General features: G+C 62.6%; 11 protein-coding genes. 4 read left to right on the forward strand and 7 right to left on the reverse strand.

Translation table 11 applies throughout. The features are described 5' to 3' along the window. Positions 1-73: 73 nt before the first annotated feature. The 3 genes from ACU680_RS25240 to ACU680_RS25250 all read right to left on the reverse strand — a co-directional run bounded on the left by ACU680_RS25240 (position 74) and on the right by ACU680_RS25250 (position 2,771). Positions 74-559 carry a GNAT family N-acetyltransferase gene (locus ACU680_RS25240; RefSeq protein ID WP_367085238.1) on the reverse strand — a complete coding sequence of 162 codons (486 nt, stop codon included), beginning with the start codon at positions 557-559 and terminating at the stop codon, positions 74-76. Between the two features lie 209 nt (positions 560-768). Further along, positions 769-2,091, reverse strand: a complete 1,323-nt coding sequence (locus tag ACU680_RS25245) for an ATP-binding protein (protein ID WP_448180835.1) — start codon at positions 2,089-2,091, stop codon at positions 769-771. After that, positions 2,091-2,771 carry a response regulator gene (locus ACU680_RS25250; RefSeq protein ID WP_367085240.1) on the reverse strand — a complete coding sequence of 227 codons (681 nt, stop codon included), beginning with the start codon at positions 2,769-2,771 and terminating at the stop codon, positions 2,091-2,093. Before ACU680_RS25250 ends, ACU680_RS25245 begins: the two co-directional genes overlap by 1 nt. Before the next feature lie 153 nt (positions 2,772-2,924). On the opposite strand from ACU680_RS25250, the gene dsbD reads away from it, so the two are divergent. Genes dsbD through dsbG form a run of 3 tightly spaced genes read left to right on the forward strand, consistent with a single transcriptional unit; the run spans position 2,925 to position 6,273 of the window. Further along, complete coding sequence (gene dsbD / locus ACU680_RS25255; RefSeq protein WP_448180836.1) at positions 2,925-4,658, forward strand: protein-disulfide reductase DsbD; 1,734 nt, start codon at positions 2,925-2,927, stop codon at positions 4,656-4,658. Then, a complete protein-coding gene (locus ACU680_RS25260) occupies positions 4,658-5,527 on the forward strand; it encodes a TlpA disulfide reductase family protein (protein WP_003226672.1) in 870 nt (289 codons plus the stop codon). Before dsbD ends, ACU680_RS25260 begins: the two co-directional genes overlap by 1 nt. Next, positions 5,503-6,273, forward strand: a complete 771-nt coding sequence (dsbG, locus tag ACU680_RS25265; RefSeq protein WP_367085242.1) for a thiol:disulfide interchange protein DsbG — start codon at positions 5,503-5,505, stop codon at positions 6,271-6,273. Before ACU680_RS25260 ends, dsbG begins: the two co-directional genes overlap by 25 nt. 63 nt (positions 6,274-6,336) lie before the next feature. Here dsbG and ACU680_RS25270 read toward each other — a convergent pair whose 3' ends face one another. Continuing rightward, positions 6,337-7,149 (reverse strand): alpha/beta fold hydrolase, encoded by an 813-nt coding sequence (locus ACU680_RS25270; protein WP_448180837.1) that lies wholly within the window; start codon positions 7,147-7,149, stop codon positions 6,337-6,339. Positions 7,150-7,376: 227 nt separating this feature from the next. Continuing rightward, the gene (locus tag ACU680_RS25275; protein ID WP_448180838.1) at positions 7,377-20,375 is read right to left on the reverse strand and encodes a non-ribosomal peptide synthetase; all 12,999 of its coding nucleotides are present in this window, start codon (positions 20,373-20,375) and stop codon (positions 7,377-7,379) included. Between the two features lie 367 nt (positions 20,376-20,742). On the opposite strand from ACU680_RS25275, the gene ACU680_RS25280 reads away from it, so the two are divergent. Next, positions 20,743-21,297: an RNA polymerase factor sigma-70 gene (locus ACU680_RS25280; RefSeq protein WP_003226680.1), complete on the forward strand. Its 555-nt coding sequence runs from the start codon at positions 20,743-20,745 to the stop codon at positions 21,295-21,297. Positions 21,298-21,395: 98 nt separating this feature from the next. Here the strand turns inward: ACU680_RS25280 and ACU680_RS25285 are convergent, their stop codons facing one another. Next, entirely contained in the window at positions 21,396-22,409 is a 1,014-nt protein-coding gene (locus ACU680_RS25285) for a GNAT family N-acetyltransferase (protein ID WP_448180839.1), read from the reverse strand. Between the two features lie 84 nt (positions 22,410-22,493). Then, a complete protein-coding gene (locus tag ACU680_RS25290) occupies positions 22,494-23,291 on the reverse strand; it encodes a substrate-binding periplasmic protein (protein ID WP_007969064.1) in 798 nt (265 codons plus the stop codon). Between the last annotated feature and the right edge of the window lie 77 nt (positions 23,292-23,368).

The following is a 23,368-nucleotide window of genomic DNA, read 5'->3' on the forward strand; positions in this document are numbered from 1 at the left end:
GGGGCGCACATGCAGGTTTTCCTGTTCTGGAAACGCTTAAGCGAGGCGAGGATTTAGACCCTTGATCGAGTTGTCAGTCGGGCACCACCAATGGCTTGTGCAGCGCAACACGGTGCAAGCCCTGATCGCTGGCGGATAGCGCCGAATTGCAGTAGCCCAGATGTCGATAAAAAGCCGCACCGGTGCGTGTGCTGGCGATGCACACCTGCGGCACACCACGAATCCGCAGCCAGCCTTCAAGGTCCATCATCAGTGCGCGGCCTGCGCCACGACGAAACCATTCGGGCTGCACATGGCAAAAGCCGATCTCACCGCTGGCCGTGGCCATGCCGACACCCACCGGCTTGTCCTGCATTAAGGCGATATTCAGGTAGCAATGCGCGTCGGCAAGGTGCGCGCTGATGACATCGGCAGATTGCCGGCCGATCCAGTGGCTGACCTGCTGCGGATCGTTGCGGTGATCGAGCACACATCCGACGCGAATCGAACGCTCGATGATGCGACTGATGAGGCCAGCGTCGGCGGGTTTCGCCGGGCAGATGCAGATCGATGCTTCCATGGCACGTTCCCTCAATCCATTGAGTCAGAGCAGCCCCGACCTTAACGCCGCAATTGCCAAATCACCAATGCCGAGGAGTTACATTTGATGTGCCACACCACCAATCCCCTGTAGGAGCTGCCGCAGGCTGCGATCTTTTGATTTTGTTTTTCAAGATCAAGATCAAAAGATCGCAGCCTTCGGCAGCTCCTACAGGGATGGTGGTGAGTTCAAACGGGTTGCAAGGGCATCGTCAACTCGACTCGCAAGCCATCCGGCCGGCTGTCGAAATGCAGGGTGCAAGCGCAGCGCTGGACGATGGCTTGCACAATCGCCAGGCCCAGTCCGCAGCCGGTGCTCTGGCCGTTGCGCCAGAAGCGTTGGGTCAGGTGTTGCAGATCTTGCGCCGCAATTCCGGGACCATGGTCGCGCACCAAGAAGCGGGCGCGCTGGCCGACGGTTTCCAGACTCAGCTCCACCTCAGCGTCTGCCGGGGTATGGCGCAGGGCGTTGTCGAGCAGATTGCGCAACGCGGCAATCGACAGCACCGCCGGCATTTGCACGGGCGCATTGGAAAGCTGCTTGGGCAATTGCAACTTGATGCGCTGGCGTTCACCACCGGCCGCATCCTGCATCGCCAGTTTCGCCACCTGCTCGGCGCTGCATTGCACGCCGTCGTCGAACGAAAGACTGCCCTCGACCCGCGCCAGCAACAGCAGTTGCTCCAGGGTGCGGTGCATGCGGTCGGCGCCCTCCTCGGCCCGGGCCAGCGACTGATCACGGGCACTGCCTTCGGTCATGCGCGCCACTTGCAGGTGGGTCTTGATCGCGGTCAGCGGGCTGCGCAGTTCATGGGCGGCGTCACCGGTCAGGCGACGCTCGCGTTCGATGGTCTTGCCGATGCGCTGGAACAGCTGGTTCTGCGTATCGAGCAACGGTTTCAATTCACTGGGAAACGACTGCAACTGCAATGGCTCAAGCGAGTCGGCGTTACGCCGCATCAAGGCTTCGCGCAGGCGATTGAGCGGCGCCAGCCCCTGGCCAATGCCCAGCCACAACAGGCACAGGCAACCGAGCAACGCCACGCCGACCGGCACCGAAGCCGCCAGCAGGATTGACATGTTCAGCGCTTCGCGCTCGATCTGCCGGTCGGCAGTGGTGATCCGCACATCACCTCGCGCGAGGGTAAAACTGCGCCACGGCGCGCCATCGATCATCTGGTCATGGAAGCCCATTTTTTCCGCTTCCAGGGTTTGCTCGGGGCTGCTGTGGCTGCGGGCCAGGATTTCCCCGCGCAAAGAGCTGACCTGACAGGCCATGCCGCCGGGAATGTTCAATTGTTCGGCACTGAAATGGGTGCCCTCGCCCTTGCTCGGCAACGCCGGCAGTTGCTCCAGCAGTCCGGCGACCATGCGCGCCGAAGCCACCAGCCGCTGGTCGAGGGAAAACATCATCTGATTGCGCAAGTCGCTGAGCATCCACGCCGCGGCCAGCGCCCAGATCAGGGCGAACGCGGCGCCGAGGGTCAGACTCAGGCGCAGACGCAGACTCATCACTTCTGTTGTTCTCCACCATCGGCCGGCCCGAGGCGATAGCCCAGACCGCGCACGGTTTCGACGATGCCCTTGCCGAGTTTGCTGCGCAGGTGATGGATATGCACGTTCAGCGCGTTGCTCTCCAACTCGTCGTTGAAGCCGTAGACGCTGTCCTTCAACTGCTCGGTGGACAGCACCCGGCCACGGTTGTGCAGCAGCGCCTGCAACAGCGATTGCTCGCGCCGCGACAGGTCCACCGGTTGCCCGGCCAGAGTCGTTTCACGGCTGCTCGGGTCGTAGGTCAGCGCGCCGTGTTCGATCAGGTTGACGCTGCGTCCGGCGACCCGGCGCAATAGAGTTTGCAGACGGGCGAACAGCTCACGCAGATCGAACGGTTTAAGCAGATAGTCATCGGCCCCGGCCTGCAAGCCATCGACCCGGTCGGTCACCGAGTCGCGCGCGGTCAGGATCAGCACCGGAATTTCCAGGCCCTGCTGACGCAGTTGTTGCAGCAACTTGAGGCCATCTTCGTCAGGCAGGCCGAGATCGAGCACCATCACGTCGAATTCGGCAACTTTGAGCATCGCTCGCGCTTTCGAGGCGGTGTTGACGTGCTCGACCGTCAGGCCCTGCGCCGAGAGACCGGCAACGATACCGCTGGCGATCAGTTCATCGTCTTCGCAAACCAGTACGTGCATGATCCGTCCCGTAGAAAAAAGCCGATTAGGCCGTTGGCCGATTAAGCTGACATTATGGCGCCCAACGCCACAGCGACAAGGGCGTGACGGTTAATCATCGGTTAATCGCCATCCACCATTGTGCCCCCACTTGCACAGGGACAAGGCTCCTCCATGCGTCATTTTTTTCTTTTGTTTGCACTGCTGATCTCCGGCCTGGCCCAGGCGGGAAACAATCCATTCGAGACCAAACCGGAGTTTCTGCCGGTCGACAAAGCCTTCGTGCTCACCTCCGAACGCCTTGAGTCCGGGGAAACCCAGCTGTTCTGGCAAATCACCGACGGCTATTACCTGTACCAGAAACGCCTGAAATTCGACGGTTTGACGGCAGAGCAGCAGCCGGCGTTGCCCGAGGGCGAGTCGCACAGTGACGAATTCTTCGGTGAACAACCGGTGTATCGCCAGGGGCTGGAGGTAAAAATCCCGGCCTCGGCCAGCGGTCAGATCAAGGTCAGTTATCAGGGCTGCGCCGATGCCGGCCTGTGTTACCCGCCGCAGACCCGGGTCATCGATCTGGGTGGTCAAGCAACGCCAACATCCAGTGCCGAAGCGCCGGACCAGGCCTTGGCCAGCAGCCTGCAACAACGGGCGCTGGGCTGGAGCCTGCTGGTGTTCTTCGGCCTCGGCCTGTTGCTGGCGTTTACTCCGTGTTCGTTGCCGATGCTGCCGATTCTGGCGGGCATGATTGTCGGCAGTGGTGCCACCCCGCGCCGTGGGTTCGCCCTGGCCAGTAGCTATGTGATCTGCATGGCGCTGGTGTATGCGGCCATGGGAGTGATCGCCGCGCTGCTCGGCGCCAATCTGCAGGCATGGCTGCAAAATCCGTGGCTGCTGGGTGCGTTTGCGGCGGTATTCGTAGTGCTGGCGTTGCCGATGTTCGGCTTCTTTGAATTGCAATTGCCGGTGGCCTTGCGTGATCGCCTCGAACACGCTTCGCGCAGCCGCAATGGCGGCAGCCTGATCGGTGCCGGGGTGCTCGGCGCGTTGTCCGGTCTGCTGGTCGGCCCGTGCATGACCGCGCCACTGGCCGGCGCTTTGTTGTACATCGCGCAGAGCGGCAATGCGCTGCACGGAGGGCTGATTCTGTTCGCGCTGGGCATCGGTATCGGTGTGCCGCTGTTGCTGCTGGTGACCGTCGGTAATCGCTTCCTGCCAAAGCCTGGCGCGTGGATGAACCTGCTCAAGGGCATCTTCGGTTTCCTGTTCCTCGCGACCGCGCTGCTGATGTTGCGCCCGGTGCTGGACTCGTCGCTGTGGCTGGGCCTGTGTGGCGCGCTGCTGCTGATCGCTGCGTTTTGTGCGTGGAAGCAATCGGAAGGTTTCGGCCGCGTTGCCCAGTTGTTCGGCGCCAGTTCGCTGTTGCTCGGTCTGTGGGGCAGCTTGTTGCTGATCGGTGCCGCCGGTGGTAGCGACGACCCGTATCAGCCACTGCAGGTGTACAGCGCCGGCCGCGTCGCCAGCGCCACACCGAGCGGGCATTACGCGTTCACCACGATCAAGGATCCGGCAGCCCTGCAGCGCGAACTGGATAGCGCCAAGGCTCAGGGCCAGTGGGTGCTGCTCGATTACTACGCCGACTGGTGCGTGTCGTGCAAAGTCATGGAAAAACAGGTGTTCGGCAAGGACAAGGTCATGCAGGCGCTGAGCGACGTGCGCCTGCTGCGCCTCGATGTCACTGCTGACAATGCCGCCAGCCGCGAGCTGCTCGGCCGCTACAAAGTCCCTGGGCCACCAAGTTTTGTCTGGATCGGCACCGACGGCGAAGAACGACGTAGCCAGCGCATCACCGGTGAGGTGGATGCCGAGACGTTCCTGCAACGCTGGACTACCACCCGAGACGCCAATTAATGCTGACGTTCACCCTCGGCACCTTTGCCATCGCGCTTAACCACCTGCTGCTGATCAGTGCCCTGGCGCTGGCGACCTTTGTCGGCTGGCGGGTGGCCAAGCGTGGTGGCGATAATCCCGAGTCAGCGCTGTTCAGCCTGTTTTTGCTGGGCATGCTCGCGGCACGCGTGGCGTTTGTCGCCCTGTATTGGGGTCACTATCGTAACGATCCGTGGCAGATCATCGACCTGCGCGACGGCGGTTTCCTCGCCTGGCCGGGGGTGATCGTGCTGCTGCTCGCCGCTCTCTATCGTGGCTGGCGCCGCCCCGGCCTGCGTCGGCCATTGGGTTTTGGCGTGGCCAGCGGTGTGCTGTTCTGGCTGTTGGCAACCCTGTCGCTGAACATCTACGAACAAGGCACGCGCCTGCCGGAAATCACCCTGCGCAACGCCGCCGGCGAGACCATCCAGCTCAGCGACTATCAGGGCGGTCCATTGGTGATCAACCTGTGGGCGACCTGGTGCCCGCCGTGCCGGCGCGAGATGCCGGTGCTGGAAAACGCTCAGCAACAACGCCCGGACCTGACCTTTCTGTTCGTCAATCAGGCCGAAAGCATGCAAAGCGTTGCCACCTTCCTGGAAACCCAGGGCCTGAGCCTGAACAACGTGCTGTTTGATCGCAGCGGCCGACTCGGCCAGGCCGTGGGTTCCATGGCGCTGCCGACTACGCTGTTCTATAGCCCTGACGGTCGCTTGTTGAGCAGTCATCTGGGCGAACTGTCGAACGCCAGTCTGGCCCGCGCCCTGGAAAACTTCGACATCCCGAATCCAACCGCCGCACCGGCCACCTCTGCAAGGAAACTGCCATGCCCCGCCTCCGCCACCTGCTGACGCTGACTCTGGGCACTGCCCTGCTGCACCTGCCGTCGGTGCAGGCCGCCGAAGAATTGCCCGCCGCGATCAAGCAGATCGAAGCCAAGGGCGCGAAAATCGTCGGTCAGTTCGACGCCCCGGACGGCTTGCGCGGTTATGCGGCGCAGTACCAGAACCGTGGCATGGCGCTGTATCTGACGCCAGACGGCCAACACGTGCTGCTCGGCAATCTGTACGACGCCGACGGCAAGGATCTGAGCAGCGAGCCATTGCAGAAAATGGTTTATGCGCCGATGGCCAAGGAAATCTGGGGCAAGTTCGAAGCCAGCAACTGGATTCAGGACGGCAACAAGGATGCACCACGCACCGTGTACCTGTTCAGTGATCCGAACTGCCCGTACTGCAACATGTTCTGGGAACAGGCGCGACCATGGGTCAAGGCCGGCAAGGTGCAGCTGCGGCACATCATGGTCGGGATCATCCGCGAAGACAGCCCGGCGAAATCCGCTGCGCTGCTGGCGGCGAAAGATCCGGCCAAGGCCCTGGAAGATCACGAGAAGGCCGGCAAGGCCAGCACCCTCAAGCCATTGAAAGACATTCCAAAAGCGGTGCAGACCAAACTGGCCGCCAACATGCAGTTGATGGAAGACCTGGAACTGCAGGCGACACCGGCGATTTTCTACATGGATGACAAGGGTGAGCTGCAACAGCAGCAAGGGGCGCCTTCGCCGGAGAAACTGACGAAGATTCTCGGGCCGAAATAAGCCAGATCAAAAGATCGCAGCCTGCGGCAGCTCCTACAGGGGAATCGCAGGCTGCGATGTTTTTCAATGGCGCTCAGCCAGGAAGGCGAACAGCACCTCAGTAACAAACTGCGGGTTCTCCAGATTGGAAATATGCCCCGCCTCCGGCACCAGCACCCACGGGCAACCGATCAACTCAGCCATTTCCTGTGCTTCCGACGGCGGTCGCGGTTTGTCCTGATCGCCGCACAGCACCAGGGTGGTCGCAGCATTCAACTCGCGCAGACGCGGCAAGAGGTCATCCCGACTGAAGGTGATGCGCCCCATTGGCACGATGCTTTCGCGCAAGCGATCAGCGGTGTAGGCCGCGAGTTTGGCGCGGAAGTCCTGATACAGCGCCGACTGCGGACCGATGCCCGGGCGGAAGAAGATCGGTACCACGATGTCGAGCAATTGTTCGGAAATCTCGCCACTTTCCTCGATCTGCCTGAACAGCGAGAAGTAGTACTGACGGGTCGGCTCAGGCTCGACGCCGACGTAGGTGTCGAGCAACACCAGACCGTTGATCCGTTGCGGTGCCGACAACGCCAGACGCACGCCCCACATGCCGCCGACCGACAGGCCCACCAGCGTGACCCGTTCGATCTGCAGATGATCGAGCAAGGCCTCGACCTGCCGCGCGATGTCATCCAGCGAGGTGGTGCCTGGCGGCAAGCGCCCGGATTCGCCATGGCCCCACAGGTCCAGCGCAATCACCCGATAGTGCGGCGACAATGCAGCGATCTGCGGCGCCCACATGGCCGTGTCCCACAGATAACTGCCCGCCAGCAACACGGCCGGGCCGGTGCCTTGATCAATGTAGTGCAGCGCTTGTCCGTCAACCGTGAAGAAAGGCATCGACCACCCCCGCGACAAAAAAGAGAACCGGCAGACTGAGCTGCCGGTGGTCGATCGTCAACCTTGGAAATGTACGTGAATATGCCGGTTTATTTGTGTTGAATTCACTGACGCCATCGCTGGCAAGCCAGCTCCCACAGGTTCTACGGTGAACACAAAATATGTGGACACATGGATCACTGTGGGAGCTGGCAAGCCAGCGAAGGGGCCGGTACAGACGCCGAAGATTACAAGCCTTCAAGCTCCGCCATCAGATCATTCAAGCGATCCACCTTGTCCTCGGTCATGTCTCCGGCCGCCAGGCCTTCGATGTACTCGGCCAGCTCCTGCACCGTGCTGCACTCGAACATCGCCCGCAGCGGCACATCGCGTTGCAGGGTTTTCTGCACCCGCGAGGCGATCTGCGTGGCCAGCAACGAATGCCCGCCCAGCTCGAAGAAGTTGTCGCGCACGCCGACCTTGTCGACCTTGAGCACCTCGGCCCAGATGTCCGCCAGGGTCTGTTCCAGTTCGTTGCGCGGGGCCAGGTAATCCTGACTCTGCAACTGGCCGATCTCCAGCGCCGGCAAGGCCTTGCGGTCGAGTTTGCCGTTGGCGTTGTGCGGCAGTTGATCGAGCCACAACCAGTGCAGCGGCACCATGTATTCCGGCAGTTCGCTGCGCAGGCGTTGCTTGATTCGCTCCAGACGTTCGCTCGGATTCAACGCGCTTTCAGCGGCCACCAGATAGCCCACCAGATGCTTGCCGTTGGCGCCCTCCTGCACGCCGACTGCCGCATCGCGGACTTCCGGCTGTTCGTGCAGACGCGCTTCGATTTCACCCAGTTCGATGCGGTAACCGCGAATCTTCACCTGATGGTCGACCCGGCCAACGTACTCCAGCACCCCGTCACTGCGCCGCCGCGCGAGGTCACCGGTGCGATACAGACGCTCGCCCGGCGCGCCGAACGGGTTCGGCACAAACACCGGCGCGGTGCGCAACGGATCGCTGACGTAACCGCGACCGACGCCGGTGCCGGCCACGCACAACTCACCCACTGCACCCAACGGCACCAGCTCCAGCGCGCCATCGACCAGGTACAGCAAGTTGTTGTCGGTCGGCGTACCGATCGGCAGGTAACTGCCGCGAGTCGAGGCCATGTCCACCCGGAAGAACGCCACGTCATCCGAGCATTCCGCCGGGCCGTAAGCGTTGACCAGACCGATGTCCGGGTAACGCAGCAGCCATTGGTGCGCCAGTTCCGGCGGCATCGCTTCGCCGGTCGGCAGCATCCAGCGCAGACCGTCGAGGCTCAGGCGATCGGAAGCGAGCATGCCCTGAATCAGCGACGGCACACTCTCCAGCACGGTGATGCCCTGCGCCTGCACATGCACCAGCACCCCCTGCGGATCGTGGGCGATGGTGTTCGGCACAATGTCCACCCGCGCACCGAACAGCGGTGCGGCGAGGAACTGCCAGACCGAAATGTCGAAGCTTTGCGAAGCGGTCTGCGCGATCACGTCGGTGTCGGTCAGTTGCAGGTACGGCACCTTGCTCAACTGGTTGTTGAGCATGCCGCGCTGCTCGACCATCACGCCTTTCGGCAACCCGGTCGAACCCGAGGTGTAGATCACGTAGGCCAGGTTGTCCGGGCCACTGTAGATCCCCGGGTTCTCCAGCGATGTCGCCAACTCCTGCACCTCTTCCCAGACCAACAGCCGTGGGCGGTTGGCGCAGCTGAACTCATCGAGCAAGGTTTGCGCCTGTCCGCGGCAGGCTTCGCTGCATACCAGCACTGGCGTGCGGCTCAGCTCGATGATCCGCTGCAGACGCTGGCTCGGCAGGCCCGGATCCAGCGGCAGGTAACCGGCACCGGCCTTGAAGCTGCCGATGATCATCCCCAGCAGATCAAGATTTCGTTCGGCCAGCAACGCCACCGGTTGATCCATCTGCACCCCGGCCGCAACCAGTGCATGACCGAGACGGTTGGCATTCTGATTGAGCGCGGCATAGCTCAGTTGCTGATCAAGGCACGTAGCGGCGATGCGCTGCGGATGCGCCGCGACCTGCGCTTCGAACAGCGCCACGTAGCTCTGCTCGAGCGGATAGTCGTGCGCGCTCTGATTGCAACCGTGGAGCAGGAAGTCCTGTTCCTCGGCCCCCAGCAGCGGCAGATCAGCCATGTCGCCATGGAAGCCTTCGACCAACGCCAGCAGCAGGCGCTTGAACTCACCGAGCATGCGTTCGATGGTCGACTCGTCGAAGTAGCGCTGGTCATACGACAGGTGCAGACCGAGGTCATCGCCCGGGTAGCACACCGCCGTCAGGGGGAAGTTGGTGTGGGTGCGGCCGGAGTCCGAGGTCGCATTGAGGCTCTGCGCACGGTCCAGCACCGAGACTTCCACCGGGGCGTTCTCGAACACGAACAGGCTGTCGAACAGCGGCTGGCCTTTGGGCAGTTCGCTCTGCTCCTGGATGTTCACCAGCGGCAGGTATTCGTACTCACGCAGTTGCATGTTGCTGTCGAGCAGCCCGCTCAACCACTGGCGCACACTGGCACGCTGATCGTCCTCAGGCATTTTCACCCGCAGCGCAATGCTGTTGATGAACAGGCCGACTGTGCGCTGCATTTCCGGCATTTCCACCGGACGGCCGGCCACGGTGACGCCGAACAGCACGTCGCGATCACCGCTCAGACGGCGCAGCACCAAGGCCCAAGCGGCTTGAGCGAAGGTGTTGATGGTCAGTTGATGGGCCTGGGCCAGCTCGCGCAGACGGGCGCCGTCCTCGACATCCAGTCGCGTGTAACGGTCACCAACGATCATGCCGCCGCTTTCGCCGGCGTGTTCGCGCAGGAACGGTCGGTCGCTCGGGATCGGCGTGGTGCGTTCGAAACCTTGCAGGTTCTGCTGCCACCACTGACGTGCCTCGGCCAGGCTCTGGCGTTGCAGCCAGCCGATGTAGTCGCGGTAGCGCGGCGGCACCGGCAACTGTGCTTCGCGACCTTCACCGAGGGCGGTGTAGATCTCGAAGAAATCGTTCATCAGCAGCGAACGGCACCAGGCATCAATGAGGATGTGGTGGTTGCTCATCATGAACCAGTAGCGCGCCGCGCCGACCTTGATCAGGCGCAGGTGGAACGGTGCCTGATTGAGCAGATCGAAGCCGGCCTCGCGCTCGCTTTTCAGCAGCGCCTGCAGCTTCGGTTCTTGCTCGGCATCGCTGATGGCGCTCCAGTCCAGATACTCGATCGGTGTGCGACCCGGGGTGTGGATCACTTGCAGCATGTCTTCGCCGACGTTCCAGCAGAACGATGCGCGCAACGCTTCGTGACGGGCGACCACCGCTTGCCAGGCCTGGGCGAAACGCTCGGGATCGAGCTCGCTGTTGATGCGGTAGCGATCCTGCATGTAGTACAGACCGGTGCCCGGTTCGAGCAAGGTGTGCAGCAGCATGCCTTCCTGCATCGGCGTCAGCGGGTAGACGTCTTCGATGTGCGCGGCCGGCACCGGCAGTGCATCGAGTTGCGCCTGGGTCAGTTTCGCCAGCGGGAAGTCCGACGGCGTCAGGCCGCCAGCGTCGTCCTGCAAACAATGTGCGATCAGGCTTTGCAGCTCGCCGAGGTAGGCGTCGGCCAGATCGTTGATGGTCTGCGCGTCATAACGCTCGGCGCTGAAGGTCCAGCGCAGCAACAATTCACCGCCGTACACCTGACTGTCGATGCTCAACTCGTTGGGCAACGGCGCCTGCGGATCGTGGGCCGCACCAACCGGCTCACCCAGCGGACGGAACAGCGCATCGCTGGCGAAACTCTGGTCGAACTGGCCGAGGTAGTTGAAGGTCACCGGTGCGTTCGGCAACGCCGCCATGCTGCGCTGGCTGAGGTCATCGGCCAGATAACGCAGCACGCCATAGCCGAGGCCTTTGTGCGGTACGGCGCGCAGTTGCTCCTTGATCGCCTTGATCGAAGCACCCTGCCCGGCGGCCTCTTCGATGTTGTGCGGGGTCAGGCGCAACGGGTAGGCGCTGGTGAACCAGCCGACGGTGCGGGTCAGGTCGATCTCGTCGAACAGGGTTTCGCGGCCGTGGCCTTCCAGTTGAATCAATGCCGACGGCTGCCCGCTCCAGCGGCACAGCACACGGGCCAGCGCGGTCAGCAGCAGATCGTTGACCTGCGTGCGGTAGGCGCGCGGCGCCTGTTGCAGCAGCTGTTGGGTACGCTCGGCATCCAGTCGTACGCTGACGGTTTGCGCGTGACGGTTCTGCTGTCCGCCCTGCGGGTTTTCGCAGGGCAGTTCGGCGTTCGGCCCGGCCAGTTGCGTCTGCCACCAGTTCAGTTCTTCACGCAACGATTCGCTGCCGGCATAGGCCTGCAAACGTGCCGCCCAGTCCTTGAAGGCACTGGTTTTCGCCGGCAGTTTTACCGACTGCTCGGCCTCGAGTTGGCGATACACGGTTTGCAGATCGTCGAGCAAAACGCGCCACGACACACCGTCGACCACCAGGTGATGGATCGCAATGAACAGGCGTTGCTGCCCTTCGGGACCATCGACCAGCAAGGCGCGCAGCAACGGGCCGTTCTGCAGATCGAGACTGCGCTGGGTATCGGCAAACAACGCTGCGCACTGGTCCATCGTCGCCACTCGCACCTGCCACAACACCTCGGCGTCGGACACCGGTTGATGGGTGGCCTGCCATTGATCGTTGACCTGGGTGAAGCGCAGACGCAAGGCGTCGTGCTGCTCGATCACCGCCAGCAGCGCCTGCTCCAGACGATGCGCTTCCAGTGCCACGCTCGGCTCCAGCAGCAGCGCCTGGTTCCAGTGTTGACGCTCAGGAATATCAGTGTCGAAGAACCAGTGTTGAATCGGCGTCATCGCCGACTCACCGAGCACCAGTCCCTGCTCGGCAGTGACTTGCTCGCTACGACTGGCGACAGCGGCCAGGGTCTGCACCGTCTGATGCTGGAACAGATCCCGTGGACTGAAATGAATGCCCTGCTGCCGCGCACGACTGACCACCTGAATCGACAGGATCGAGTCGCCACCGAGTTCAAAGAAGTTGTCGTTGAGCCCGACCTGCTCGACGTTGAGCACCTCGCACCAGATCTGCGCCAGGGTCTGCTCCAGCTCATTGCTCGGGGCGACATAGTGCTGACGGTTCAACTCCGGATCCGGTGCCGGCAAGGCGCGGCGGTCGAGTTTGCCGTTGGCGGTCAGCGGCATGCTCGCCAGCAGGATCAGGTGCGTCGGCACCATGTAGTCCGGCAATTGCGCCTTGAGGTGCGACTTCAGTGCTTCACGCAGTTCGGCCTGTTGCGCTTCGCCCTGTTCGGCAACTTCGCTGACCAGGTAGCCCACCAGTTGCTTGCCGCTCGGCGCATCCAGCGCCAGCACCACCGCTTCACGGATCGAAGCGTGATCGAGCAGACGGGTTTCGATCTCGCCCAACTCGATGCGGAAACCGCGAATTTTCACCTGATGGTCGATCCGCCCGAGATACTCCACCAGCCCATCGGCACGCTGGCGCACCAGGTCGCCAGTGCGGTACATACGCCCGCCATCGGCGGCAAACGGGTCGGCGACAAAACGCTCGGCGCTGATGCCCGGACGGTCGTGATAGCCCTGGGCCAAACCGGCACCGCCGACGAACAACTCACCGGTCGCGCCTTGCGGCACCAGTGCCAGATCGGCGTCGAGAATGTACGCCACACGGTCACCGATCACGCTGCCGATCGGCACGCTGCCGGCGCCCTCCTCCAGCACTTCCGGGGCGAGACTGGCCAATGGCATGACCACGGTTTCAGTCGGGCCATAGGCGTTGAAGAAAAGACTCGGTTTGAACGCAGCACGAATCCGTTGCAGGTGCTCGCCAGTCAGCGCTTCGCCGCCGGTGATGATCATCCGCACCGGCAGAACCTGATTTTGCGTGGCGAGGAACTGCGCCAACTGGCTTCCATAACTTGGGGTGAAGCCGAGCACATTGATCCGATGGGTGCGGATCAAGCCGCAGATTTCTTCCGCGTCCCACTGCCCTTGCGCCCGCAGCACCACCTGCGCGCCGCTGAGCAGCGGCACCAGCAGACGTTCGGTGGCGGCGTCGAAGTTGATCGAATAGAAGTGCAGTTCGCAGTCGTCCGGGCGCATGCCGAAACGCTCGATCACGGCCTGGCAATGCATGGCGATTTCACCGTGGGACACCACCACACCCTTCGGCTTGCCGGTCGAGCCCGAGGTGTAAATCAGATAGGCCTGATGCTGCGGCAGGCTGATAAATGGCAACTCGCTGACCGGGTAATCGGCCAGCGCGGCGCTGTCATCTTCCAGGCACCAGCGCGCCACGTTCGACGGCAGATCGCCGAGGGCATTGAACATCGCCCGGTCGCTGAGCAGCAGACCGATGCGGCTGTCTTCGATCATGTAATGCAGACGGTCGAGCGGATATTCCGGGTCCAGCGGCACGTAAGCGCCGCCGGCCTTGAGAATCGCCAGCAGGCCGACGACCATTTCCAGCGAACGCTCCAGCGCCAGACCAACCCGCACTTGCGGGCCGACGCCCCGCTCGCGCAAGGCCCAAGCCAAGCGATTGGCGCGAGCTTCGAGTTCGGCGTAGCTCAAGGTCTGTCCGGCGAAGGTCAGGGCCGGGGCATCTTTGCGCACCAGCGCCTGCTCGGCGAACAGATGATGGAGGCATTGATCGAGACGACGTTCGCCCGGTTCAACGCCGAGGCTGTCAAGCAACTGCTGTTGCTCAGACGGGTCGAGCAGCGGCAACTGGCTCAAGCGCTGTTGCGGATCGGCGATCAACGCTTCCAGCAGGTTGCGCCAATGCTGGGCCATGCGCGCAATGGTCGGTTCGTCGAACAGATCGGTGCTGTAGGTCAGGCAGCAACCGAGGCGATGGTCGAGGTCGGTGACTTCCAGGTTGAGGTCGAACTTGGTCGCCCGCGCATCGTTGGCCAGGTACTCGACGGTCATCCCGGCGAGCATGCGGCTCTGCTGGAATTCCCAGCGCTGCACGTTGCACATCACTTGGAACAGCGGGTTGTACGCCGCGCTGCGTGGTGGTTGCAGCGCTTCGACCAGATGATCGAACGGCAGGTCCTGATGAGACTGGCCTTCGATCACCGTGTGGCGCACCTGCTCGAACAACTCGCCGACCGACATCTGGCCGTCGAGCTGGCAACGCAGCACCTGAGTGTTGAGGAATGCGCCGATCAGCCCTTCGCTTTCCGGACGAATACGGTTGGCCACCGGTGCGCCGATGCGCAGGTCGGTCTGGCCGCTGTAGCGGTAGAGCAAGGTGGCGAGCGCGGCAGTCATGGTCATGAACAGGGTCAGACCGTTTTGCGCATTGAACGCACGGACGCGAGCGGCGAGATCGTCGCTCAGATCGAAACGGAACAGTTCGCCCTGATGACTTTGCACCGGCGGACGCGGACGGTCGCCGGGCAGTTCCAGCAACGGATGTTCGCGACCGAGTTGCGCGGTCCAGTAGTCGAGCTGGCGCTGACGTTCACCAGACTCCAGCCACTGCCGTTGCCAGACGCTGTAGTCGAGGTACTGCACCGGCAATGCTTCCAGCGGCGAATCGCGGTCATCGACGAACGCTTCGTACAGCGCGCTGAGCTCGCGGGCAAAGATGTCCATCGCCCAGCCTTCGGTGACAATGTGGTGCAGGGTCAGCACGAAGTAGTGTTCGTGCTCGGCGGTCTTCACCAGACAGGCGCGCAGCAGCGGGCCGCTTTCCAGATCGAACGGCAGATGCGCTTCGTCATCGGCGAATTGCTGGACGTTCTGTTCACGCTGGTCAGCCGGCAGTTTCGAGAAATCTTTCCAGCCCATGCGCACGCCAGTCTCGGCATGCACCTGCTGACGGGCCACGCCATCGACGCTTGGGAACGTGGTGCGCAGGGTTTCGTGGCGCAGGATCAACGCCTGCAAGGCCGCCTCGAAATGCTCGACGTGCAACACGCCGCGCAGGCGCGCCATGCCACCGACGTTGTACGCCGGGCTGTCCGGTTCCATCTGCCAGAGGAACCACATGCGCTGTTGCGAATAGGACAGCGGCACCGCCTGGCGGCGGTCGACTTTGGCAATCGGCGGCTGTTGGTTGGTCTGGCCACTGGCCTGGATCAGGCGGATCTGTTCGGCGAAGTCACCGAGCTCGCTGTGCTCGAACAAGGCGCGCAACGGCAGCTCGACGTCACAGGCCTGACGGCTGCGGGAGATGATTTGCGTCGCCAGCAGCGAGTGCCCGCCGAGGGCGAAGAAGTCGTCACGCAGACCGATCCGTGGCAGACCCAGCACTTCGCGCCAGATCGCGGCGATCTGTTGTTCCAGCTCGGTGGCCGGTTCGACGTGCTCACGCACTTGCCACTGCGGCTCGGGCAAGGCGCGACGGTCGAGCTTGCCGCTTGGGCTGATGGGCATTGCGTCCAGACGCATCAGTTGCGCCGGGACCATGTATTCCGGCAGCTCGGCGGCCAGCGCGTTTTTCAGGCGGGCGATCTGCACGTCCTGATCTTCGCTGGCATCGACAGCGCTGAAGTAGCCGATCAATTGCGCGCCGGCTGCGGTTTCGCGCACCAGCACCACGGCCTGGGCGACGCCGTTTTGCGCCAGCAGGCGCGCTTCGATTTCTTCCGGCTCGACGCGGAAACCACGCAGTTTGACCTGCTGATCGAGACGTCCGAGGTATTCGATCACACCGTCGGCTGTCCAGCGTGCACGGTCACCGGTGCGGTACAGGCGTGCACCCTGCTCGCCCATTGGATCGACCACAAAGCGCTCGGCCGTCAGTGCCGGACGACCAAGGTAACCCCGGGCCAGACCGATGCCACTGATGCACAGCTCACCCGGCACACCGGCCGGCACGGGATTGAGATCGGCGTCGAGAATGCGGCAGATCACGTTGCCCAGCGGCCGGCCAATCGGCGAACGCTCGCCATCGGCGCTGGTGCAGTGCCAGTGGGTGACGTTGATCGCGGTTTCGGTCGGGCCGTAACGGTTGTGCAATTGCACCGCCGGCAGTTGCGCCAGCACGCGGTTGCGCAGCTCCGCCGGCAGCGCCTCACCGCCGGAGAACACCCGGCGCAGACTGGTGCAGTCGGCGCTCAGCGGCTCGTCGATGAACAGCGCGAGCAGCGGCGGCACAAAGTGCAGCGTGGTCACACCGTATTCCTGCACCAGTTGCGCGATGCGATGCGGATCACGGTGTTCGCCGGGGCCGGCAATCAGCAGACGCGCGCCAGTGATCAGCGGCCAGAAGCATTCCCACACCGATACGTCGAAACTGATCGGCGCCTTTTGCATCAGCACGTCGCTGTCATTCAGGCGATAGCTGTTCTGCATCCACTGCAGGCGCTCGGCCAAGGCGGCGTGGGTGTTGCCGACGCCTTTCGGTTGCCCGGTGGAGCCAGAGGTGTAAATCACGTAGGCGAGGTTGTCGCCGTGCAGGTGCAGGCCCGGTGCCTGGCTCGGCCAGTTTTCCAGGTGCAACGCGTCCATGGCGATCACGCTGACGCCATCGCTGGCCGGCAAGCGGTCGAGCAATGCGGTCTGGGTCAGCAGCAATTCGACGCCGCTGTCGCTGAGCATGTAAGCCAAGCGCTCGGCCGGATAATCCGGATCCAGCGGCACATACGCGCCACCGGCCTTGATGATCGCCAGCAGACCGATCAGCAGTTGCGGCGAACGCTCGGCGGCAATCGCCACGCACACGTCCGGACCGACGCCTTTGTCGCGCAGATAATGCGCGAGGCGATTGGCCTGGGCGTGCAATTCGGCGAAGTCGAGGCTACCTCCGTCCCATACCAGCGCGGTGCGTTCCGGCGTCTGCCGCGCCTGTTCGTTGAGCAGCTCCGGCAGCCATTGCTGCGCCGGGGTGCACGGGGCGACGCTCCACGCTTGTTGCTGTTCCTGCTCGCACGGAGTCAGCAATGGCAGGTCGCCGATCGCCTGTTGCGGTTGTTCGCAGACAGCGCGCAGCAGATTGCTGAAGTGTTCGGCCAGACGCTCGATGGTCGCCGCGTCAAACAGTTCATCGGCGTAGTCGAAGGACAAGGTCAGGCGTCCGTTGCGATCTTCTTCGCTGTGCAGTTGCAGGTCGAACTTGGCCTCGCGGCTGTGCCACGGCAACTCTTCGGCGAGAAGGCCCGGCAGGCGTTTGAGCGCACTCAAGTCGCGTTGCTGGTGGTTGAACATGACCTGGAACAGTCCCTGCTCGCGGGCCTGCGGGAACGCTTCGAGCAGTTGTTCGAACGGCAGATCCTGATGGGCCTGCGCACCCAATGCAGCCTCGCGGGTCTGCGCCAGCAACTCGATAAACGACAGCCGCGAATCAACCTCGGCACGCAGCACCTGAGTGTTGATGAAGAAGCCGATCAGGCCCTGGGTTTCCAGGCGTGGACGGTTGGCGTTGGGGATGCCGATACGGATATCGCGCTGACCGCTGTAGCGGTGCAGCAGGCTTTGGAAAGCCGAAAGCAACAGCATGAATGGTGTCGATTGATGCGCCTGCGCGGTCTGCTTGATCGCGTCGCTGAGGCTGACACCAAGGCGCACACTGTGGCGCGCGGCGCTGTGCAATTGTTTGGCCGAACGCGGATGATCGGTGGCCAGTTCCAGCACCGGATGTTCGTCGCCCAGTCGGGCTTTCCAGTAGGCCAGTTGCCGCTCGCCCTCGCCTTGCGCCAGCCACTGACGCTGCCAGCTGCCGTAGTCGGCATATTGGGTCGGCAATGGCGCAAGTTCGGCGCGTTGGCCTTGGGATGCCGCAGCGTACAGGCGCGAGAATTCGTCGATCAGCACGTTCAGCGACCAGCCGTCGGCGATGATGTGGTGCAGCGTCACCAGAAGCTGATGATCTTCGTCGTCGAGACGCACCAGCGTCACCCACAGCAGCGGGCCTTTTTCCAGGTCGAATTGAGTGCGCGCCTCGTCTTCGCGGATCTGTTGCGCGCGGGCTTCACGCTCGTGCGCCGGCAGGTCGCTGATGTCGATCAGTTGCAGATTGAATTGAGGTGCGGCGTCGACTTGTTGCAGCGCCACACCGTCGCGCTCGAAAAAGCGCGTGCGCAGCGATTCGTGGCGCTCGATCAGTTGCTGGAAGCTGGCGCGCAACGCCTCTTCGTCCAGCTCGCCGCGCAGACGCAGGGCGCCGGGAATGTTGTAGGCGCTGCTGTGCGGGTCGATTTGCCAGGTGATCCACAGCCGGTTTTGCGCCAGCGATTGCGGCAGTGCTTCGCTGCGCGACAAGGTGTTGATTGCGCCTTGGGCGCTGCCGCCGTCCTGTTGCTGCTGTGCCACGGCTGCGGCGAATGCCGACAGGGTCGGGGCTTCGAACAACAGACGCAGGTTCAGCTCCAGCGCCAGCTCTTCACGCACCCGGGCGATCACTTGCGTGGCGGCAATCGAGTTGCCGCCGAGCAGGAAGAAGTGGTCGTCGGCACCGACCTGTTTGAGGTTGAGTTGCTCGGCCCAGATCTTGCCGATCAGCGCTTCCAGTTCGGAAGCCGCCAGGGTCGATTCGGTACTTTGCAGCTCGGCGGAGGGGAACACCGCGTAGCTGTCGAGGCTGCCATCGGCCAGACGATTGCGGCACGCCGAGCGTTGCAGCTTGCCGCTGGAGGTCTTCGGCAACGCGCCCGGATTGAGCAGCACCACCACGCTCGGTGCCTCTTGGTACGCTTCGGCGACCGCTTGGCGAATGGCTTTGATCAACGCTTCGGGTGGCAGGATTTTCTGCACGCTGCGGCTGATTTCCGCGGCGATGCCGATGCCCTCTTCACCGTCCTGATTGACCGCGAATGCCGCGACGCGACCTTTGCGTACCACCTCCACTTCGTTCTCGACCGTCTTTTCGATGTCCTGCGGATACAGGTTGTGGCCGCGCACGATGAGCATGTCTTTCAGGCGCCCGGTGATGAACAGTTCACCGTCGCGGATAAAGCCCAGGTCACCCGTGCGCAGCCAGGTGCGGCCGGCGTGCTGGACGAAGGTCTTGGCGCTGGCCTCGGGGTTGCGCCAGTAGCCGTGGGCGATGCTCGGGCCGGCGGCCCAGACTTCGCCGACCGCATTGTCATTGAGTTCTTGCAGGCTGTTCGGCTCGACGATCAGCACCGCATGCTCCGGCTGGCTGATGCCGCAACTCATGATCGGGCTGCCGTCGCCCGGCTCGGCGCGGTTTTGCGCCAGCGCCTGATCAACGACGCGCAGCGCAGGAATGCCGGTGCCACGCGGTGTGCCGGCGACGAACAGGGTCGCCTCGGCCAGGCCATAGGAGGCCATGAAGCTGTCTTCGCTGAAGCCGCACGGGGTGAATTTCTCGGCGAAGCGTTCGAGGGTATCGAGACGGATCGGTTCGGAGCCGGAATAGGCCACGCGCCAGCGGCTCAGGTCGAGTCGCTCCAGCGCCGATTCGCTGACCCGCTCGCTGCACAAGCGGTAGGCGAAATCCGGCCCGCCGCTGATGGTGCCGCCGTATTGGCTGATCGCTTCAAGCCAGCGCAACGGGCGACCGAGGAAGTACGCCGGCGACATCAGAATGCACGGCACGCCGCTGAAAATCGGCTGCAGCAATCCGCCGATCAGGCCCATGTCGTGGTACAGCGGCAGCCAGCTGACGATCACGTCGTCGGGGTTCACGTCGATGCCGAAACCGTGGCGGATCAGCAGCTCGTTGGCCACCAGATTGCCGTGGCTGACCTGCACGCCCTTGGGCAGCGCAGTGGAGCCGGAGGTGTATTGCAGGAAGGCGATGTGGTTTGCGGGCAAGGTCGGTTCGACCCAGCGCTCGGCCAGGGCGTTGTCGAGAGTATCGACGCACAGCAACGGTGGCGCGCCGTCGATTTGCTGCAAGGCATCGCGCAGATCGGCACTGGTCAGCAGCAGACGCGGTTCGGCGTCGGCAATGATCGACAGCAGGCGCTCCTGATGATGGCGCCGGGCGGACTCCGGCGGATAGGCCGGCACCGCAATCACCCCGGCATACAGGCAACCAAAGAACGCCGCGACGTAATCCGGACCGCTGGGAAACAGCAGCACCGCGCGATCACCGAACTCAGCCTGGGCCTGCAATGCGCCAGCAATGGTGCGCGCGCGTTGATCCAGTTCGCGATAACTGAGCACCACGCCCTGCTCCTCGGTTTCGGCGAGAAAGCGCAGGGCCAGGCGATCCGGCGTCTGTGCCGCACGGCGCTGGAGGGCTTGGACCAGAGTGCTGGGGAGTTCGAACGCGTCGGTCATGAGGTTTCCTGCCTGAATTCGGCTTGCTAGTGGAATCGGGTTGCTGCGTCACGCCGGTCGAGGGCGTGCAGGGCGCGGTCTGTGCCGACCGCGCAAGGCTGCGGAATGCTGTCTGGCCGGGGCTCGATACCCGGAACCATTCACCAATGAGAACGGATGACGTCTTGAAATAATTAGTCGACAGGCTGGATCGCCAACGGGGCTGGGGTGTGGCGGTGTGTCGCAGTTCTCGATTCGCACCTTTACGGAGCATTAGTTCTCTTTCTCAATTGACAATCATTATCATTCAACATAATTTGTCGCTCGATGTGTAGGACGGCCTCGTCCCCCGGCGTCCCACTAACCTATTGGCAGCAAGGTGATTTCCATGACGGAACAAGTATCCACAAGCAGGTGCGATTCACCGCTACTTCAGGCTTTTGTCGACAATCGACTGATTCTGGTGAAGATTGCAGCGCGCATTACCGGCTGCCGTTCGCGCGCCGAAGACGTGGTTCAAGATGCGTTCTTCCGCTTGCAGTCGGCCCCGCCGATCACTTCGTCGATCAAGGCGCAATTGAGTTACCTGTTCCAGATCGTGCGCAACCTCGCCATCGATCACTACCGCAAACAGGCGCTGGAGCAGAAATACGCAGGCCCGGAAGAGGAAGGGTTGAACGTGGTCATTCAGGGCGCATCGCCGGAAACCTCGCACATCAATTTCTCGACGCTGGAACACATCGCCGACGCGCTGACCGAACTGCCCAGCCGCACCCGTTACGCCTTCGAGATGTACCGCCTGCACGGGGTGCCGCAAAAGGACATCGCCAAGGAACTCGGCGTCTCGCCGACTCTGGTCAACTTCATGATTCGTGATGCGCTGGTGCATTGCCGCAAGGTGTCGGGCAGTCGCGGGGATGCGGCCTCGATGGGGCGTCGTTAAGCCCGGTTCATCGCAGAAAAAAAGATCGCAGCCTGCGGCAGCTCCTACAGAGGAATACATTTCGTGTAGGAGCTGCCGAAGGCTGCGATCTTTGGCTTTTACGCCAGCTTGCACCGATCAAAAAACCGCTCACGCCCCAAAATCATCAACGCCGCACGCTTGTGCGGAAAGTCGAATTCCTTCTCGCAGTGGAAGCACTGGTTCTGCATATGGCCGATCATCTTCGCGTTGTCAGCACGCGGTTCGGCGACCACGCGTTGCGTGCGCGGATCATCCAGAAACAGATAGTGCACCAGCGCCGACAACCAGCTCGCGACCTTGTGCGGGCCACGGTGATTCTCTTCCCCCACCAGCATGTGAATGCCACGGTCGTAACTGTCGGCGTCGTAGAACGGCGCAATCCGATCTTCCTTGGCCCAGTAGGCTTCGAAATAGGCAAACGGTTGATCATCGAAACAGCCGATCAGCGTCAGCGTATGCGGATCGGCGTCGAGCTTGCTGAGGTATTCGCGATGCTGCTCAAGACTGCCCTCCTCCTGCCAGAAACTGGCGACTCGCGGACTGTTCTGCCAGCGATTGAATCGCGCCAGATCCTGCTCGATCTCCAGTGTACGCAGGGAAATCCACGCACCTAGACGCGCATCGAAGCGTCGATAGACTTCACCGCGCGGCTTGACCGGACGCAGCGGATGGCGCTTGCCCTGGCTGATCACCATTTGTTGCGGATAACTGCCGCTCAGCGATGTTCCGAGCCATGGCTGCGGCAGTTGCCAGAACAGGGTGCGCTCGCACCGGTATTCGCCGGCCACTTCAGTGCTGATCAGCAAGCCGCTGAGCAAGGCTTCGGTGGGCGGCTGATCCAGTTGCCAGAGCAATTGCTGACGCTCCGGCTCACGGGCGAACAACCAGTAGCAGGCAGCCCACAGCGCCAGGCCCGGCGGCAGGGCAAAACGCTCATCGAGCTGAATCGGGCCGGTGCCGTCACGATTCAGACGCAAGCGAACCAGCGGTTGCCCGTCCAGGCTCAGGCTCAGACGGCTTTCAGTAGCATCGGCTACCAATTCACTGCCCGAAGGCAAGGCCAGGGCAGTCAGGTCATTCAGATTGGACATGGGTCGGGCTCACGATAATCGGCGACAGTTCAACGATGGGACGTGAGCCGAGAGCGGAAATTTAGCCGCCGGGGCGAAAATTGCTCAGGGGTGCGGCACCGGTACCACGGCTATTTTGTACGGATCGAAGATCTTCAGCATCTGGCCGTTGTCGCGCAAACCCTGCAGCAACTTGCTGAACGCCTCGCCGGTGATCGGTGCGTTCGGGCGCAGAATCGCGTAATGGTGGTAGATCTGATCGATGCGCTGCGACACCAGCAGCTCGTCTTTGACCTTTTCGTTGCGCTTCAGATAATCGAACAGGTACGAGCGCGTCACCAGCGCTATGTCGGCCCGCCCGCGCAGGACCATCAGCAAGTTGCTGTCGTGGGAATAGGTCAGCGAGGCATTGAACGTATCAGCCAAGTATTTGGGATCGGCATTGAAGTTGGCGAACTCATAGTGATATCCACTGTACAGCGCCAGGCGCTTGCCCTTCAGATCGGCGAAGTAGTTCTCCTGGCGAGCATCTTTGCGTTGCGCGACGAAAATCTCGGCATCTTCCAGCCCCATATCGACCGTGGTGTGTGGAATATCCTTCCAGCCCCATTCCGGGTTTTCGAAAATCGCCATGTCGGTGCGACCTTCCTTCAGGTCGCCGAAGCGCCGGGGAATCGAAGTCGGTACCAGGACAAACTGATACTCCGTCTGCAACGCATTCAGCGCTTCGACCAATTCCGGCAGCAGACCGGTGTCGGCACCGCTTTCCGGGCGGATGGTGTAAGGCGGAAAGTGCGCGGCGCCCACTCGAACCAGTTGCGCTGCCTGCGCGGGCAACACCCAAAATACCGTCAGCGCTACGAGCAAAAGCCCTGCGGTCGTCCGAATTGGCGAAGACTTCAAAACACCCCACTCCCCGAAAAAATACCGATCAATGCATTCAAGCTAGGCGGTTTCGCCCAGTTAGCCAGTTTCCTGAC

It is taken from the genome of Pseudomonas sp. LF020 (assembly GCF_053456425.1).

Coding starts and splice junctions, on each gene's coding strand:
- dsbD (WP_448180836.1), top strand. CDS start 2,925: ATGCGTCATTTTTTTCTTTTGTTTGCACTGCTGATCTCCGGCCTGGCC.
- ACU680_RS25270 (WP_448180837.1), bottom strand. CDS start 7,149: ATGCCTTTCTTCACGGTTGACGGACAAGCGCTGCACTACATTGATCAA.
- ACU680_RS25250 (WP_367085240.1), bottom strand. CDS start 2,771: ATGCACGTACTGGTTTGCGAAGACGATGAACTGATCGCCAGCGGTATC.
- ACU680_RS25280 (WP_003226680.1), top strand. CDS start 20,743: ATGACGGAACAAGTATCCACAAGCAGGTGCGATTCACCGCTACTTCAG.
- dsbG (WP_367085242.1), top strand. CDS start 5,503: ATGCCCCGCCTCCGCCACCTGCTGACGCTGACTCTGGGCACTGCCCTG.
- ACU680_RS25260 (WP_003226672.1), top strand. CDS start 4,658: ATGCTGACGTTCACCCTCGGCACCTTTGCCATCGCGCTTAACCACCTG.
- ACU680_RS25245 (WP_448180835.1), bottom strand. CDS start 2,091: ATGAGTCTGCGTCTGCGCCTGAGTCTGACCCTCGGCGCCGCGTTCGCC.
- ACU680_RS25285 (WP_448180839.1), bottom strand. CDS start 22,409: ATGTCCAATCTGAATGACCTGACTGCCCTGGCCTTGCCTTCGGGCAGT.
- ACU680_RS25275 (WP_448180838.1), bottom strand. CDS start 20,375: ATGACCGACGCGTTCGAACTCCCCAGCACTCTGGTCCAAGCCCTCCAG.
- ACU680_RS25240 (WP_367085238.1), bottom strand. CDS start 559: ATGGAAGCATCGATCTGCATCTGCCCGGCGAAACCCGCCGACGCTGGC.